Raw genomic sequence first — 16,208 nt, 5'->3', positions numbered from 1 at the left:
CGAGGGAGCTTGCTTGTGGCGAGGGGGCTTGCCCCCGTTGGACTGCGCAGCAGTCCCATCTGAAGGCGCTTCGCACCTCTGTGAGAGCAAGCGCCTCGCCGCAAAACGCTCACTCCAGCGTCTTGTGTTTAGCTCTTGTCGTCCGCCATCGGCAACGTCCTACAAGGTGCTACATCTAATCCTTCAGATCCTGTCGGGAATTCCCTACACCTTTGGTGAAGTGTCCGTGGTGGCCCGCCTTGAAAGGCTGGCGCGCTTTCCTCTACCGTAACCGCCTGTCTCTAAAGTTACGGATTAGCCATGTCTTTGGCCTGCTCACGCTCCTTGTTTTTCATGGCTTTCACTGCAGGTGCCCTGGCCTTGGGCGTTTCCTTTTACCTGGAATATGTGGTCGGGCTCAGACCTTGCGGGTTGTGTTTATTGCAGCGGATTTTCCTCGCGCTGCTCATGCTGGTTTGCCTGGTGGCCTCGGTGCACGGCCCGCGGCGATTCGGGTCTTTTGTTTATTGGCTGATGGGGTTGTCTGCCAGCCTGGGCGGGACCGTCACCGCGTGGCGCCAGGTGCTGTTGCAAGCGGATCCGCTGCAGCAGTTGTCACTCTGCTCGCCCAATCTGGATGACGTGTACGAAAACCTGCCCTGGGCCTGCGCCGTGAAACGGATGTTCAAGGGCGGCGATGATTGCGCGCAACTCTCATGGACCTTGTTCGACCTGAGCATCCCGGAATGGAGCCTGCTGTTCTTCGTCGCGATGCTGATCCTGAGCATTTATCAGTTGCTGCGCCATGTCTGGATCGCCTGTCAGCGACCGCTCAGCGGCGTGTCGTCGCACCCGGCGGTGGCGCGTGATTAAACACTTGTATGAACTTTATCTCCTGCGTACCTTGAAGGCATTGTCGTGCGGGCATAATCTGGCCCGCACGTGTCATTGGATTTATGTTGCTCGATGACGCTCTGCCTGGCCGATTCTTGACCTTCAAGGGTGCGACAGGTGTAGAGCAGCATGACCCACAAGGGAAGAGAGATTACCATGCTCGAAAGTTGTCAGAATGCTCAGGAACGCTGGGGTGGAGTGCATCTGCTGATCGACCGCTGGTTGCAGGAGCGTCACGAACTGGTTCGGGCCTATGATGCTCTCGGCGACAAGCCTGAAGCGCTGGGTGAGAGCCGCAAACCGTTGCAGGAATTTTGCGGTGTGCTGGTCGACTACGTGTCGGCGGGGCATTTCGAGATCTACGAACAGCTCACTGGCGAAGCCAAGGCCTTTGGTGACAAGCGTGGTCTGGAGCTGGCCGAGACGATCTACCCACGCATCGACGTCATCACCGAGAAGCTGCTCGCGTTCAACGACCTGTGTGATGCAGGCAAGTGTGTGGCCGAGAAATTCAAAGAGCTGGGTGGCCTGTTGCATGAACGCTTCGAGCTGGAAGATTGCCTGATCGAAGTGCTGCACACGGCTCACAAGGAAGAGGATTCGGTTCAAGCCTGAACCCCTTCCCGCAACAACCGAAACGGTGCGCTATGCGCGCCGTTTTTCGTTTCCGCGATTCAGCTGGTGGCGTCGCGCAATTCGACTTCAAACACCAGCGGAGTGAATGGCGCGATCAAGTCGCCGGCACCATCGGCGCCATACGCCTGGGCCGATGGAATCACCAGTCGCCACTTCGCGCCAACCGGCATGTTTTGCAGCGCCGTGCGCCAGCCGGTGATCACACTGTCGAGGCTGAACCACTGCGGCTGGCTGTTCTGATCGAACACCGTGCCGTCGGGCAGGCGACCGATGTACATCACCTGAACCTTGCCATTCGGCCCGGCCTTGGCGCCGTTGCCCGGGGTCAATTCCGTCAGCAAAATTCCATCGTCCAGTTCACGAACGCCGGGCCGGGCTTTTTCCTGAGTAAGAAAACGCTGCTCTTTTTCCAGGGCTTCTTCGGTTTGCGGCGCTGGCGTTTGCAAGGCGACCTGGGCTTCGTGGTCGGCCAGGATCTGCTCGATCTGCGCGTCTTTCAGCGCCAGGGGTTTGCCTTGATAGGCTTGCTGCAGGCCATCGACCAGCGCCTGAAGTTGCAGGTCCGGAACCTCTTGGCGCAAGCGTTCGCCGAGGCTTGCCCCCAGGCTGTAGGCGAGATCGTGAGCATCATTTGCAGCGGTTTTTTCCGCGGCATGAACGACGGAAAAACACACCAGCAGGGATAAAAAAAGGTAACGCGACATGGGCACTCTCCGACCTGAGATGCGAGGGATTATGCCAGCGAGGATGGGTTGAACGGTGAACTGCTTTTGCGCCGATGCAGAACATTTTCGATTCGCTGCAACGCAACGCTTTGGATACTGTCAACATGACCTAGCGGCGGTGTCAGCAGAGGTCTAGTATGAGCCGCATTCACGTCAGCCAGGAGGTAAACCATGTCGGCCACCAAGAAGCCTGTAAATACTCCGTTGCACTTACTCCAACAACTCTCGGGCAGCCTGCTCGAGCATTTGGAAACCGCTTGTTCCCAAGCCTTGGCTGATGCTGAAAAACTGCTCGCCAAACTGGAAAAGCAGCGCGGTAAAGCACAAGAAAAACTGCACAAATCCCGTACCAAATTGCAGGACGCTGCGGCGGCCGGCAAAGCCAAGGCACAAGCCAAGGCGAAGGACGGAGTGAAGCAACTCGAAGACTTGCTCGATGCCTTGAAAGATCGTCAGTCCGAGACCCGCACCTACATTCTGCAACTCAAGCGCGATGCTCAGGAAAGCCTGAAACTGGCCCAGGGCGTCGGTCGCGTACAAGAGGCTGTGAGCAAGGCGTTGTCCCTGCGTTCGGCCAAGCCTGCTGCGGCACCTGCCAAGAAAGCCGCGGCCAAACCGGTTGCTGCAAAAGCAGCCGCCAAGCCTGCTGCCAAACCGGCTGCCAAAGCACCGGCCAAAGCCGCAGCAAAACCTGCCGCGAAAAAACCAGTGGCTGCCAGCGCTGCGAAACCAGCTGCCAGAGCGACGGCTGCCAAGCCAGCTGCCGCCAAGCCAGTTGCTGCAAAAACGGCTGCTGCCAAACCGACTGCGGCGAAAACCGCAGCCGCTAAACCTGCTGCAAAATCGGCCGCAAAACCAGCCGCAAAACCGGCTGCTAAACCAGCTGCCAGAACTGCAGCAGCGAAACCGGCTGCCAAGCCAGCCGCGAAGCCAGTAGCTGCAAAAGCCGCTGCAAAACCAGCCGCCAAGCCGGCAGCAAAACCAGCGGCTAAAACCGCAGCCGCCAAGCCTGCTGCTGCAAAATCGGCCGCCAAACCAGCAGCCGCTAAACCGGCTACTGCGAGCGCTGCAAAACCTGCCGCAGCCAAACCCGCTGCCAAGCCGGCTGCTGCAAAACCAGCTGCCGCTAAACCTGCTGCAAAACCAGCGGTGAAAAAACCGGTCGCGGCCAAACCCGCTGCGGCCAAACCGGCTACCGCGCCAGTCGCCAAGCCTGCCACCCCGGCTCCGGCAGCATCGTCTGCTCCAGCCGCTACTACCTCGACCCCGACTGCTGCGCCAACGCCAGCCGCCGCATCGAGCACTGCCACCACCCCAACCAGCGCTTCCTAAGTGCCGGTTACCGCGACGCGCAGCTGATGCAGCAGCGCGTCGCGGTCCAGGTTAGCGGCGCCTGCCGCCACACCTTCCAGCCAGGCCGATTGTTCGGTCACCTCAGCTTGCGGCCAATCCTGGGCCGTACGTTCCAATCGCAACAGCAGATGCCGTTCGGTTTCCAACTCCAGTGCCTTCACTTGTTCGCGTAACGCGTTGAGTTCGACGTCGTCCACGGCGGCGGCTTTCCATTGCATGCGCAACGCTCGCAGCGGCTGTACGACATTCATCTCCCACGGCCCGGCCACCTGAAATAGCGCCTGCAAGCGTTGCTCGGTGCAGCCCACGCCTCTTTGTTCCAGCCACAGCCCACACAGCAGCAGGCACACATTCGCCCCCGCCGCCTGCCATTGCAGGCACAGGCCTTCCACACCGGGACGGGCGTAAGTGTTCAGGGAAAAGCTCCACAGGTCAGCAGACATAGTGCTACTCGCGCCAGTTGTGAGCGAAGCTGATAGACTCCGCCGCCATTATGATCCGAATTCAGAACCTGACTTTACAGCGTGGCCCGCAACGTCTGCTAGAAGACGCCGAGCTGACCCTGCACGCCGGCCACAAAGCCGGCCTCATCGGTGCCAACGGCGCCGGCAAATCGAGCCTGTTCGCCTTGCTCCTGGGCGACCTGCACCCGGACTCGGGTGATTGCTTGCTGCCGGGCGACTGGCGCATCGCCCACATGCGCCAGGAGATCGACACCCTCGATCGCATCGCGGTCGACTACGTGCTCGATGGCGACCTGCGCCTGCGCGAGGTGCAACGTGACCTCGCCGCGGCCGAAGCGGCCCATGACGGTGCCGCCCAGGCCCGCCTGCATGCCGAGCTCGACAGCGCCGACGGTTACACCGCCGACGCCCGGGCGCGCAAGTTGCTGGCCGGCCTTGGGTTCACCAACGATCAGATGGATCGTCAGGTAGGCGATTTCTCCGGTGGCTGGCGGATGCGTCTGAACCTGGCGCAGGCTTTGATGTGTCCTTCGGACTTGCTGCTGCTCGATGAACCGACCAACCACTTGGACCTCGACGCCATCATCTGGCTCGAAGAGTGGCTCAAGAGCTACCCCGGCACCTTGATGCTGATTTCCCACGACCGGGACTTCCTCGATGCCGTGGTCGATCACGTCGCTCACGTCGATCAGCGCAAGATCACCCTGTATCGCGGCGGCTACAGCGCCTTCGAACGTGCGCGTGCCGAACGTCTGGCCCAGCAACAGCAGGCCTACGAGAAGCAGCAGGCGCAACGTGCGCACATGGAAAGCTACATCGCCCGCTTCAAGGCCCAGGCCACCAAGGCCCGTCAGGCCCAGAGCCGGATCAAGGCGCTGGAGCGGATGGAAGAACTGTCCGCCGCCCACGTCGATTCGCCGTTCGACTTCGTGTTCCGCGAGTCGCACAAAATCTCCAGCCCGTTGATTGATATCTCCGACGCTCGCCTGGGTTACGGCGAGCGCGCCGTGCTGGAGAAGGTCAAGCTGCAACTGACCCCTGGCGCGCGCATCGGCTTGCTCGGCCCCAACGGCGCGGGCAAATCGACCCTGATCAAAAACCTCGCCGGTGAACTCGAGCCATTGTCCGGTCGCCTGACCCGCGGCGAGAACACCGTGGTCGGCTACTTTGCCCAGCATCAACTGGACTCGCTCGACTCCAAGGCCAGCCCGTTGCTGCACATGCAACGCCTGGCGCCGACCGAGCGCGAGCAGACCCTGCGCGACTTCCTCGGCGGTTTCGACTTCCGCGGTGCGCGCATTGATGAGCCAGTGCTGAATTTCTCCGGTGGCGAAAAGGCCCGACTGGCGCTGGCGTTGATCGCCTGGGGCCGCCCGAACCTGTTGCTGCTCGACGAACCGACCAACCACCTGGACCTGGAAATGCGCCTGGCGCTGACCATGGCCTTGCAGGAGTTCAGTGGCGCGGTACTGGTGGTCTCCCACGACCGTCATTTGCTCAAAAGCACCACTGACAATTTCTATCTGGTGGCGGACGGTAAGGTCGAAGAGTTCGACGGCGATCTGGAGGACTACACCCGCTGGCTGGTGGAGTACCGTCAGCGCAACGCGCCGGTCAGCAACACCCCGGTGAACCCGGACAAGACCGACAAGAAGGCTCAGCGTCAGGCTGCCGCTGCGTTGCGTCAGCAACTGGCGCCGCACAAGCGTGAGGCTGACAAGCTCGAAGCCGAGCTGGGCAAGCTCCACGAGAAACTGGCGAAGATCGATGTCAGCCTCGGCGACAGCGATATCTACGAACCGATGCGCAAGAACGAATTGCGTGATCTGCTGGCCGAGCAAGCCAAGCTCAAGGTGCGTGAAGCCGAACTGGAAGAGTCCTGGATGGAAGCCCTGGAACTGCTGGAAAGCATGCAGGCGGAGCTGGAGGCGTTGTCCTGATGGACGCCTTCAAATGGCCGCTGCCGGCGGTGTGGGTCGAGCCGATCTGGCTCGTCGTGCAAATCCTGCTGATCCTGCTGGCCGGTTACTTCGCCCAGCGCTTCGTCGCCAAATGCCTGACTCGCCTCGGTGAGCGCTACCCGTTTCCGCCGCAACTGCTGATGCCGCTGCGCGGTGGCCTGCGCTGGCTGATCATGGGTAGCGCGTTGATCTTCGTGCTGGAACGCCTCGGCGTTTCGGCGACGGTGCTCTGGACCGCGTTGTCCGGGTTCGTCGCCGTAGCGGCGGTGGCGTTCTTCGCCATGTGGAGCGTGCTCTCCAACCTGCTGTGCGCGATCCTGATCTTCACCGTCGGCCCGTTCCGCATTGGTGACGTGGTCGAGCTGGTGGACACCCTCGACAAGCCCGGCGTCAAAGGCCGGGTCGTGGCGATCAATCTGCTGTTCACCACGCTGATCGAAGCCGAAGAAGCCGGGACTGGCAGCGCCATGGTGCAAGTGCCTAACAGCCTGTTCTTCCAGCGCTCGGTTCGGCGCTGGCGCGGTAGCGATGTATTCCCTTCGAGCGGTTTCGAAAAATAGGCGACACCGCCGATCACGCTGGTCGGCCGTCGTTCTGGTCCTGCAAAAAATCGGTAGTCATCGGCCCCAAGCCGCATTAGCTTAGACGTCTGTCACGAGTCTGAGTCGAGGTGTGCAATGGTGCTTCAAACATGGCTGGCGTTTTTTGCCGCCTGCTGGGTGATCAGCCTGTCTCCCGGTGCCGGCGCGATTGCGTCGATGTCCAGCGGTCTGCGATACGGTTTCTGGCGCGGTTACTGGAACGCCCTGGGCCTGCAGCTGGGCCTGGCGGTGCAGATTGCGATTGTCGGTGCGGGGGTGGGCGCCATTCTCACGGCCTCGGCAACCGCGTTCTATGCGATCAAATGGTTCGGCGTGGCGTACCTGGTTTACCTCGCGGTCAAGCAATGGCGGGCACTGCCCAGCGACATGAGCGACGACGGCGCGGTGCGCCAGATTGGCAAGCCGCTGGCTCTGATGTTCCGGGGGTTCCTGGTGAACATCAGCAACCCCAAGGCTCTGGTGTTCATGCTGGCCGTGTTGCCGCAGTTCATTGATCCCCATGCGCCGCTGCTGGCTCAATACCTGATCATCGGCGTCACCATGGTCTGCGTCGACCTGATCGTCATGGCCGGTTACACCGGGCTGGCGGCCAAAGTGTTGCGGATGTTGCGCACGCCCCAACAGCAGAAACGCATGAATCGCACGTTTGCCGGGCTGTTCATCGGTGCGGCGGCGTTCATGGCGACGTTGCGTAAAGCGGTGGTGTAAAACCGTCAGGCACAAAAAAGGCGACCTTTTCAGGTCGCCTTTTTCATTTGCCTCGTACTCATTGTGGCGAGGGAGCTTCTGTGGCGAGGGGGCTTGCCCCCGTTGAGGTGCGAAGCGCCTCCAAAATGGGCCTGCTGCGCAGTCCAACGGGGGCAAGCCCGCTCGCCACAGTGGTGTCCGGCCTGGATGTCAGCGCAGGATAACCGGCGCCGTGTCCCGCGGCAGGTTGTTACGCTGCGCGGCTGGCCCCGGCTGCTGCTCATAGCCACCGCCACCCAGTTGTTGGCTCAGTTGCGCCGCGACGTCTTCGCCCAAGGCCTTGGACACATCGCGCACCACCCGTGGGCGGTTCAGTGACACGTGGATGTCCCGGTCATTCACCAGTTTGGTGTCCTGGGCCTCACCCATGGCGGTGAAGGCCGAGGTGATTTCGAAGGTCTTGGTGTTGATCAGGCTGAAATCCGCCACCAGGGTCAACGCCAGCACCGCCGAATAGCTGTCGGTGTTGGCCAGTTCGTTCATGTCCTGGGTGAAGTCGATGTCCGACACCGTGCCAAACAGCACGTAATCGGCGCCCTTGAAGTCGCCGGCCTTGATGCGCTTGATTACGTCGTACACATCGTGCTTGGCGCTGGCCGTGTAAGGCGTGCCCTGGATCAGCTGAAACATCCCGGTCTTGAGCATTTCCCCCTTGATGTCGCCGCTGAAGCGTCGGATCTCGGTCTGCTCCAGGTAACTGTTGCGCGTGGTGTACTCGTCATAACTGGACGAGCCGCTGGCGCCGTAATAGTCCTGCTGTTGATTGTCCCGGGCCGAGATGACGTGGACGTATTGATCCACGCTGGCCTCATAGGCGAGGTCGGTGACAGCGATTTTCGGCGCGGCCTGAGCGCTCAACGCACAGGCCAGGGTGATGAAGCCAATCCATGCACGCATTGCTTAGCGCTCCGTGGTTTTGCGGATTTCTTTCTCGTCCATCCACTCGGCCAGTCCGCTTTCGACGTCGACCAGTTGCAGGCTGAATTTGTAGAAGACGTCCTTGTAGTCGTTGCTGCGCTTGACGATCGAGCTGATCGAGCCTTCCAGGCGATAGCGGGCGGCGATCATGTTGCCGGTCTTGGCCACCGTGCTTTTCTTGTACAGGCCACTCTGGTTTTGCAGCTTGAGGTGGTCGACCTGGCTTTGCATGTCGGTGTTGTCGCTGGCAAAACGCGCGGCGCCGCTGCGCATCAACTGGGTCTTGATCGAGGTGGTGATTTCCCGCGTGTCGATGTACTCGCTGGTCTTGTTCATCACGTCGTACACCTGCACCACCGGGCGGCCCTTCAGGACACCGGACTGGGCGAGGGAACGGGTCATGCTCTCGGCGATCATTTGCAGGTCGGTCGAGCCGAATTCATTGGTCACCAGCTCCACGGCCTTCGGGTCGCCATAGCTGATGTTGCCACTGCCCAATACCGGCGAGCGATTGTCGGCACAGCCACCGACCAGCAACGCGGCCAGGGCAACGCAAGAGAGGCGGGCCATCATGTGTGGGCGGTTCACGGTGTATTGATCTCCAGGCGGAAGTCCACGGCTTGTGGTACGGGGGCGATGGCGGGCAGGAAATTCGTCTGGCCGGCGTACAGGGTCAGGCTTTTCCAGGTATCGGCTTCGGCGACCGGAAATCCTTCCGGTCCCAGCCACAGATAGCGGTAATAGAGCGTTCGGTTATCGGTATCGGTATTGCTCAGCTGGGCGTTGACCGTGAGGAAGCCGTTTTCCCGGGCCATGCGCATCGGGCCGACGGCGACGTGCTGGATCGGTCCGGTGGCCATGACTTTACTGGCGGCGCTGCCGGGTTCCGGCGGCGGTGGCGGGGTGGCGCAACCGGCCAACAGGGCCAGGGCGATAACGGCGAAGCATTTCAATCCCATGAAAATCTCCGTTCAGGGTAGGGCGGGTTTGGCGTCAACGAGGGGGGCTGACTGGGCGTCTTGTCGCATGGCGAGGTCGGCGGCGTAAATCCGGTTACCCACGGCGCGCAAACTGAAGGCTTGATGGGTTTTATCAATCTCGAATTTGATCGGAAGGTATTGTGGCGCATTCGGTAGCGTCAGTTGGTGCATGCCCTTGCTCAGCCGGATTCGGGCGATCAAGGTCCTGTCGGGCAAGGTGCGCCAGACACGGGTATCGGCGTCCTCTTGCTGGGTTTGCCGCAGCATTTCCTCTTCAAGTTTCTCCGGGCTGCGTTTTTTCAGGAACGCCAGGTATTGGGCATTGGTGCGGGCGCGATGCAGCGTGCGTTGAATAATCCCCGGCATGTCGTCACGCAATGAACGGCGCGACATGTCGCCGAAGCTGTTGATCAGGGTCAGCTTCTGTTTTTTGTCGTCCACCGTTATGAAGTCCACCGGTGGCGTGGAGGTGTCGGGGACGACGGCCGGAAACGACATGTTGGTAATGAAGGTCTGGCCCTCGACGTCGACCGAAATCGGCACGCGCACCGACTGCAGCGCCGGCGCCAGACCGGTTTGCACGATCAACAGCACATCGGCCTCGCCAGCCTTGAGCGGGGATTTGGCCAGGTTGCGCAAGGCTTGTTCCAGCAGCGGTGTATTCGGGCGCAGTTCGATGGCCTGGCGATAACCCGGCGCGGCGAGGTCTTTCTCATCCAGTGATTCATAGATGAACCCGGCGAGGTAATGGCTGAACGCGCTCTGGTAGCTGTTTTTCAGCGCGACCACTTCGGGAGCGTCGAGGGTTGCCACCGGGTAGCCCTGAAGGTCTTTGTATTGCAGCGCGACCCCCTGATCCTTCGCCTGGTTTTCCAGGGCCAGGTATTCCAAGTCACGCTTGTCGGCAATGATCGCCTCGCGCTCGTGGGTTTTCTTGATCGCGACGCGAGCCTTTTCCGTCTCGGCCGCGGAGAGCAACATCAGGGCCATTTGCGTGGTCAGCGCGACTTTCTCGAAATCATGGCCGTCGTATAAGCGCACTTTGTCGTTGGCGCCGTAGCTGTTGAAGTCGGTGAAGCCTTTGAACGTGCCGAAATAGGGCGAGTTTGCCCACCCTTCGATCAAGCGGTCGGCGTAGTCCCAATTGGCGTAACTGCCGCTCATGTCACCGTTCATGCGCAACAACTCACCCCGCTCGAAGTTGTAGAGGAGGTCGCCGGGGGCAATGGGGTTGTTGCGGTCGAGCACGGCAACAGCGCTTTCGATATCGCCGCCCCTGAAATAGTAGAGGGTCTCGTCGAGCTCCGCGTTGTAGTCACGGAACGAGGTGCACGCGCTCAGTAGCAGGCACGTACTGAGGACAAACCAGAAGCGCAGGCGGGTGGCCATTTGCTGTGTGTCTTCCTTGAAGATAAGCCGCCAAGAGGCGGCAAATTATAGACTTGAATGATGGCACTTTGTTCCTGTTCGTCAGCGGCCGGCGTAGACAAAGCTTGAGTGAAACTCATTGGGAGTGAACAATGTGTTACTTCGTATTTCCATTTGAGATTCATTCATGACTGCCTCCTCTCGTTTTCTGGCGTGGCTAGTGCTGCCGGTGATCGCGCTTTGCAGCTTCAATGCGCTGGCCGAGACTGCCGAAGGCGCGCCCAAAGCGCTGCATTTACTCGACTACATTGGCGCTGATTACCCGGCGACGGTCGAGGCCGGCAAGGTCATTGATGAGTCCGAGTACCGCGAACAACAAGAGTTCATGGTGGTTCTGCAAGGTTTGATCGCCGAATTGCCGGCCAGGCCCGAGCGCGCCGAGCTGGAGCAGGGCGTTAGCAACCTGCGCGCGGCTATCGTCGCTCGCAGGGACAGCGCCGACGTCGTGCGTCAGGCCCGTCAGCTCGGTGCGAAGCTGGCCGTAGCCTATGAAGTCAGCCAGGCCCCGGTGATCACCCCGGACCCGACTCGCGGCGCGCCGCTGTATGCCCAGCAATGCTCGGTGTGCCACGGCGATGCGGGCGCCGGTGACGGCCCGGCCGGCGTTGGCATGACCCCGGCGCCGGCCAACCTGCGGGATGCAACGCGGCTGGATCGCCTGAGCCTCTACGGGATCTACAACACCCTGGGCCAGGGCGTCGAAGGCACCGACATGCCGTCCTTCGCCGACCAGCTGGATGACCGTCAGCGCTGGGATCTGGCGACTTATATTGCTGGTTTCAGCGCCGACCCGGGCGCCGCTAAATCCGAAAAGACCTACAACATCGCCGACCTGGCCCGTCAGACCCCGGCCGAAGTGCTGGCCGCCGAAGGCCCGCAAGCCGTGGCGACGTTCCGTGCGCAGCGGGCGCAACCGCCCCAGGTCAAGCGTGGCCCGGCGCAGTTGCTCGATTACACCGCCGCAACGCTCGACAAAAGCATCGCCGCCTACCGGACTGGCGAGCACGATCAGGCCTACGACCTGTCGGTGGCCGCGTACCTGGAAGGCTTCGAACTGGTCGAAAGCTCCCTGGACAACGTCGACGCCAACGTGCGCAAAGACACTGAAAAATCCCTGATGGCCTACCGTCAGTCGTTGCAGGATGGTTTGCCGCTGGCCCAGGTCGAGCAGCGTCTGGACGCGGCCAAGGCCAAGTTGAAGCAATCCGCTGGCCTGCTGGGCAGCGATGGCTTGAGCTGGTCCCTGAGCTACATCTCCGGCCTGTTGATTCTGCTGCGCGAAGGCCTGGAAGCGATTCTGGTGCTGGCGGCGATCCTCGCGTTCCTGCGCAATACCGGCCAGCAATCGGCGGTGCGCAGCGTCAACGTCGGTTGGGGGTTGGCGTTGTTGGCGGGACTCGGGACCTGGGCGCTGGCGGCGTATGTGATCGATGTCAGCGGCGCCCAGCGTGAATTGCTGGAGGGCGCGACGGCGTTGTTTGCCAGTGTCATGGTGCTTTGGCTTGGCGTGTGGATGCACGACCGTCGCCACGCGGCGGCCTGGCAGGATTACATCAAGAGCAGCCTGGTGGGCGGCGGCGGGCGTTTCGGCTTTGCGATCCTGGCGTTCTTCTCGGTGTATCGCGAACTGTTCGAAGTGATCCTGTTCTACGAAACCCTGTGGCTGCAGGCCGGTCCCGCCGGGCACAACGCGGTATTGGCCGGCGGTGCCACGGCGCTGGTGTTGCTGGTCGGCCTGGCCTGGGTGATCCTGCGCGGTTCGGCGAAACTGCCGCTGGCGCTGTTCTTCGGCATCAACGCCGGGTTGCTGTGCGCGTTGTCGGTGGTGTTTGCCGGGCATGGGGTGAAGGCGTTGCAGGAAGCCGGGATCTTCGGCACCCGGCCGGTGCCGTTCTTTGACTTCGACTGGTTGGGGATCCACGCTGATGCGTATTCGCTGAGTGCGCAGGTGGTGGCGATTATTGCGATTGTCGTGCTTTACAGTCGTAGCCGGATGGCTGAGAAGCGGCGGGTGCAGACGTCTTAAGTCCGCGTCGTCCCCATTCGCGGGCAAGCCTCGCTGCTACAGGATTCATGCGCCGGTTGCGTATAACCTGTAGGAGCAAGGCTTGCCCGCGATGCTTTTAAGAGGAAACACAATGCGTGTGTGGATCGATGCCGACGCTTGCCCAAGGGCGGCCAAGGATCTGGTGGTGAAATTCGCCCTCAAGCGCCAGTACGAAGTGGTGCTGGTGGCCGGTCAGCCGCAGATCAAGCCCGGCCTGGCGCTGGTGAAGCTGATCGTGGTGCCCAGTGGCCCGGATGCGGCCGACGATTATCTAGTGGAACACGCGGTGCCCGGTGAGCTGGTGATTTGCAGCGATGTGCCGTTGGCTGATCGCCTGGTGAAGAAGGGTGTTGCGGCGCTGGACCCGCGGGGCAAAGAGTTCGATGCGCAGAACATGGGCGACAGATTGGCGGTGCGTAATCTGTTCACTGACCTGCGCGAGCAGGGCCAGATGAGCGGCGGGCCCGCGCCATTTGGCGAGCGGGAGAAACAGGCGTTTGCCAATGCGCTGGATCGGATCCTCACTCGGCTGACCCGGGCACAATGATCGTTCCCACGCTCCGCGTGGGAATGCAGCCCGGGACGCTCCGCGTCCCATCCAGAGCCGAACGCGGAGCGTCCGTTGAGGCATTCCCACGCAGAGCGTGGGAACGATCAGGTGTCCGGTGTCAGGCGTCGTTTTCGTGGGTCAGTTCGAGCACACGGTCGACCAACTTATTGATCCCCGACGCCGCCTCGCTGATCGTCTGCGCCAACATATACGCCGGTGTACTCACCAACTTGCGCGCCTTGTCTTCGACAATATCGCCCACGGCGCAATCGGCGTGGGTCGCGCCCATTTTGTTCATGGCCGCCGCCGTTTCGGCATCATTACCAATGGTGCACGTCACGCCCGGGCCGTAGATCTTCGCCGCCAGCGCCGGCGAGATGCAGATCAACCCCACCGGTTTAGCGGCTTCGGCAAAGGCTTCGGCCAGCGCCAGGACTTGCGGTTGTACCGTGCAGCCAGCGCCTTCGACGGCAAAATTGGACAGGTTCTTCGCCGCGCCGAAACCGCCCGGCACGATCAACGCATCGAAGTCTTCGACGTTGGCTTCGCGGATGTCCTTGATATTGCCCCGGGTGATGCGCGCCGATTCCACCAGCACATTGCGCGACTCGGGCATTTCTTCGCCGGTCAGGTGGTTGATTACATGCAACTGCGCAATGTTCGGCGCGAAGCACTGCACCTGGGCACCACGCTGGTCCAGGCGCAGCAGGGTGATCACGCTTTCGTGGATTTCGGCGCCGTCGTACACGCCACAGCCGGAAAGGATCACTGCAATTTTTTTGCTCATGGGCTTTTCTCCAGGTTCATGGCGCTAAATGTCCACTAATTTGTCGCGGGTTGCCATAGGGTTAATTCGCGGCGAGGCCTAGGATCAGTCATCACAATTGCCTTCAGGTCGCGTCATGAATTTCATTCTGTATGCGGTGCCGTTTTTCTTCGTGCTGATCGCCGTCGAACTGCTGGCCGACCGTTGGCGCGGGGTGCGCAATTATCGACTGGCCGACGCGATCAACAGCATCAGCACCGGCGTGTTGTCCACCACCACCGGCCTGTTGACCAAGGGCGTTGGCCTGGTGACTTACGCGTTTGCCCTGGAGCATCTGGCGCTGTTCAAACTCTCGGGCGACAGCGTCTGGGTCTGGGTATTCGCGTTCGTCCTGTATGACTTTTGCTATTACTGGCTGCACCGCATGGGCCACGAGCGCAACATCCTGTGGGCCGCGCATTCGGTGCATCACCAGAGCGAGGACTACAACCTCTCCACCGCGTTGCGCCAGACCAGCACCGGTTTTCTGCTGAGCTGGATCTTCTACCTGCCCATGGCCGTGCTCGGCGTGCCGTTGCTGGTGTTTGTCAGCGTCGCGGCGCTGAACCTGCTGTATCAATTCTGGGTGCATACCAAACACATTCCCACGCTTGGCTGGTTCGAGTGGTGCTTCGTCACGCCATCCAATCATCGGGCCCACCATGCACAGAACGCTCTCTACATGGATCGCAACTACGGCGGGGTGTTCATTATTTGGGACCGTCTATTTGGCTCGTTCCAGGAAGAGGACGCCAACGAACCGGTGATTTTTGGCGTGACCACGCCGTTGGCGAGCTGGAATCCGCTGTGGGCCAACCTGCAGTTTTATGCGCAGTTGTGGGATGACGCGAAGCGCGCGCAGAGCAAGTGGGACAAGTTGCGGATCTGGTTCATGCGTACCGGTTGGCGCCCGGCGGACGTGGCGGCCCGGTACCCGATGCACAAGCCGGATCTGAGCCAGTTCCGCAAATTCGAAGTGCCGCTGGACGGGCGCCAGCAGCGGTATGTGGCGTTGCAGTTCGGCGTCTACATCGCGTTGGGCAGCTATTTGATGAACCTGGAACAGAGCCTGCCGGCCGCCGCGTTGCTGCTCGGCTGGAGCGCGATCGCGCTGGGTCTGTTTACCTTGGGCGTGGCCCTGGAGAATCGCCCGTGGGCGTGGAAGCTGGAGCTGCTGCGGCTGGCGTCGAACCTGCCGCTGGTGTGGCTGGCGCCGCTGGTCGGGCTGTGGCCGGCCAGCGCGGTGGGCTGGGCCGGCCTGTTCAGTTACAGCCTGCTCAGCGCCATCGGGCTCTACTGGTGTAGAAACCGCTTCACTCGATTGGCGTCTTAGGCTCGCTGATCCGGGCTTGTTCGGCTTTCAAGGCTTGCTCGTCGGCGTAGATCTTCTTCGCCAGGCGCGCATTCTTGAAGCGCCGGCGCAGCCACAGGCCCAGGCCCAGCACGAGCAGCGCGCCGAGCACCCATAGCTCGTACTTCTTGACGCTGCCCAGCATGCCTTCGAGCACCGCACCGAAGTGATAGGCCGCCGCTGCGAGCGCGGAGGCCCAGACCGCGGCACCAATCCCGTTCAGCAGCAGGTAACGTCCCGGCGGATAACCCGACAGGCCGATCGCCACTGGCATCACCGTGCGCAGGCCGTAGACAAAGCGGAAGCTCAGGACCCAGATGTCCGGGTGCTTGCGGATGTGCTCCAGCGCGCGGTCGCCCATCAATTGCCAGCGCGGTTTGCGCGCCAGCAATTTGCGGCCGTGCTTGCGCCCCAGGAAGTACCACAGCTGATCACCGGCATAACTGCCGAAGAACGCCACGACGACGACCAGATTGATGTCCATGTATCCGCGAAACGCGAGGAAGCCCGCGAGCACCAGGATGGTTTCGCCTTCGAAGAACGTGCCGAGAAAAAGGGCAAAGTAGCCGAAGTCATGCAGAAATTGTTGGAGCATTGTCTGGGTGCTGGCGAAATGAACGCGCAGCCTAACCCTTCGTGCACATTCATGAAAGTGTCCAAATGTGTCTCGACGTGAACAATTCCTACAACGACAATGGAATGCGACTACGTGTCACGGGGATAAGCACAACTGTCATCTGTTCGTCATAATGGCCGCTTATAACTGTC

17 protein-coding genes are annotated in these 16,208 nt (G+C 61.2%); 9 read left to right on the top strand and 8 right to left on the bottom strand.

Translation table 11 applies throughout. The features are described 5' to 3' along the window. Window positions 1-300: 300 nt before the first annotated feature. Window positions 301-852: a disulfide bond formation protein B gene (locus tag ACY4LX_RS32495; protein ID WP_149660197.1), complete on the top strand. Its 552-nt coding sequence runs from the start codon at window positions 301-303 to the stop codon at window positions 850-852. 177 nt (window positions 853-1,029) lie between these two features. Next, a complete protein-coding gene (gene rsd, locus ACY4LX_RS32490; protein WP_149660198.1) occupies window positions 1,030-1,488 on the top strand; it encodes a sigma D regulator in 459 nt (152 codons plus the stop codon). A gap of 59 nt (window positions 1,489-1,547) precedes the next feature. On the opposite strand, the gene ACY4LX_RS32485 is transcribed toward rsd, so the two are convergent. After that, window positions 1,548-2,213, bottom strand: coding sequence for an FKBP-type peptidyl-prolyl cis-trans isomerase (locus ACY4LX_RS32485; RefSeq protein ID WP_463258812.1), 666 nt, complete (start codon window positions 2,211-2,213; stop codon window positions 1,548-1,550). Between the two features lie 192 nt (window positions 2,214-2,405). Between ACY4LX_RS32485 and ACY4LX_RS32480 the strand changes: the two genes are divergently transcribed. Further along, window positions 2,406-3,566, top strand: a complete 1,161-nt coding sequence (locus ACY4LX_RS32480; protein WP_463258811.1) for an AlgP family protein — start codon at window positions 2,406-2,408, stop codon at window positions 3,564-3,566. Here ACY4LX_RS32480 and ACY4LX_RS32475 read toward each other — a convergent pair. Next, a complete protein-coding gene (locus ACY4LX_RS32475; protein WP_463258810.1) occupies window positions 3,563-4,030 on the bottom strand; it encodes a TIGR02444 family protein in 468 nt (155 codons plus the stop codon). The two genes, ACY4LX_RS32480 and ACY4LX_RS32475, sit on opposite strands and share 4 nt — an antisense overlap. A gap of 50 nt (window positions 4,031-4,080) precedes the next feature. On the opposite strand from ACY4LX_RS32475, the gene ACY4LX_RS32470 reads away from it, so the two are divergent. The 3 genes from ACY4LX_RS32470 to ACY4LX_RS32460 all read left to right on the top strand — a co-directional run bounded on the left by ACY4LX_RS32470 (window position 4,081) and on the right by ACY4LX_RS32460 (window position 7,322). Then, window positions 4,081-5,991, top strand: a complete 1,911-nt coding sequence (locus ACY4LX_RS32470) for an ATP-binding cassette domain-containing protein (RefSeq protein ID WP_463258809.1) — start codon at window positions 4,081-4,083, stop codon at window positions 5,989-5,991. Next, window positions 5,991-6,572: a mechanosensitive ion channel family protein gene (locus ACY4LX_RS32465; protein WP_149660203.1), complete on the top strand. Its 582-nt coding sequence runs from the start codon at window positions 5,991-5,993 to the stop codon at window positions 6,570-6,572. The genes ACY4LX_RS32470 and ACY4LX_RS32465 overlap by 1 nt, the downstream gene beginning before the upstream one ends. Before the next feature lie 117 nt (window positions 6,573-6,689). After that, the gene (locus ACY4LX_RS32460; RefSeq protein WP_149660204.1) at window positions 6,690-7,322 is read left to right on the top strand and encodes a LysE family transporter; all 633 of its coding nucleotides are present in this window, start codon (window positions 6,690-6,692) and stop codon (window positions 7,320-7,322) included. Window positions 7,323-7,511: 189 nt separating this feature from the next. Here the strand turns inward: ACY4LX_RS32460 and ACY4LX_RS32455 are convergent, their stop codons facing one another. From ACY4LX_RS32455 to ACY4LX_RS32440, 4 genes are read right to left on the bottom strand one after another with little or no spacing between them, the layout of a single operon-like run. Next, the gene (locus tag ACY4LX_RS32455) at window positions 7,512-8,258 is read right to left on the bottom strand and encodes a penicillin-binding protein activator LpoB (protein WP_463258808.1); all 747 of its coding nucleotides are present in this window, start codon (window positions 8,256-8,258) and stop codon (window positions 7,512-7,514) included. Window positions 8,259-8,261: 3 nt separating this feature from the next. Next, entirely contained in the window at window positions 8,262-8,852 is a 591-nt protein-coding gene (gene lpoB / locus ACY4LX_RS32450) for a penicillin-binding protein activator LpoB (protein WP_463260660.1), read from the bottom strand. An 11-nt stretch (window positions 8,853-8,863) separates the two neighbouring features. After that, window positions 8,864-9,238, bottom strand: coding sequence for a YcfL family putative periplasmic lipoprotein (locus tag ACY4LX_RS32445; RefSeq protein ID WP_149660206.1), 375 nt, complete (start codon window positions 9,236-9,238; stop codon window positions 8,864-8,866). Between the two features lie 12 nt (window positions 9,239-9,250). After that, on the bottom strand, window positions 9,251-10,648 hold the full coding sequence (locus tag ACY4LX_RS32440; RefSeq protein ID WP_463258807.1) for a COG3014 family protein: 1,398 nt from the start codon (window positions 10,646-10,648) through the stop codon (window positions 9,251-9,253). Window positions 10,649-10,814: 166 nt separating this feature from the next. Between ACY4LX_RS32440 and ACY4LX_RS32435 the strand changes: the two genes are divergently transcribed. Together ACY4LX_RS32435 and ACY4LX_RS32430 are read left to right on the top strand one after the other, a co-directional pair. Then, window positions 10,815-12,713, top strand: a complete 1,899-nt coding sequence (locus tag ACY4LX_RS32435; protein WP_463258806.1) for an FTR1 family protein — start codon at window positions 10,815-10,817, stop codon at window positions 12,711-12,713. 112 nt (window positions 12,714-12,825) lie between these two features. Then, on the top strand, window positions 12,826-13,281 hold the full coding sequence (locus ACY4LX_RS32430) for a YaiI/YqxD family protein (RefSeq protein WP_149660209.1): 456 nt from the start codon (window positions 12,826-12,828) through the stop codon (window positions 13,279-13,281). 121 nt (window positions 13,282-13,402) lie between these two features. On the opposite strand, the gene elbB is transcribed toward ACY4LX_RS32430, so the two are convergent. Then, on the bottom strand, window positions 13,403-14,071 hold the full coding sequence (elbB, locus tag ACY4LX_RS32425; RefSeq protein WP_149660210.1) for an isoprenoid biosynthesis glyoxalase ElbB: 669 nt from the start codon (window positions 14,069-14,071) through the stop codon (window positions 13,403-13,405). A 115-nt stretch (window positions 14,072-14,186) separates the two neighbouring features. Here elbB and ACY4LX_RS32420 point away from each other — a divergent pair, with 115 nt between their 5' ends. Beyond that, entirely contained in the window at window positions 14,187-15,422 is a 1,236-nt protein-coding gene (locus ACY4LX_RS32420) for a sterol desaturase family protein (protein WP_463258805.1), read from the top strand. Here ACY4LX_RS32420 and ACY4LX_RS32415 read toward each other — a convergent pair. Further along, window positions 15,403-16,035 (bottom strand): DedA family protein, encoded by a 633-nt coding sequence (locus tag ACY4LX_RS32415; RefSeq protein WP_149660212.1) that lies wholly within the window; start codon window positions 16,033-16,035, stop codon window positions 15,403-15,405. The two genes, ACY4LX_RS32420 and ACY4LX_RS32415, sit on opposite strands and share 20 nt — an antisense overlap. Between the last annotated feature and the right edge of the window lie 173 nt (window positions 16,036-16,208).

It is taken from the genome of Pseudomonas sp. Emmai, from assembly GCF_055179735.1.
Note: the sequence above shows the minus strand (reverse complement) of the source record. Positions and strands in the feature narration are given on the sequence as shown.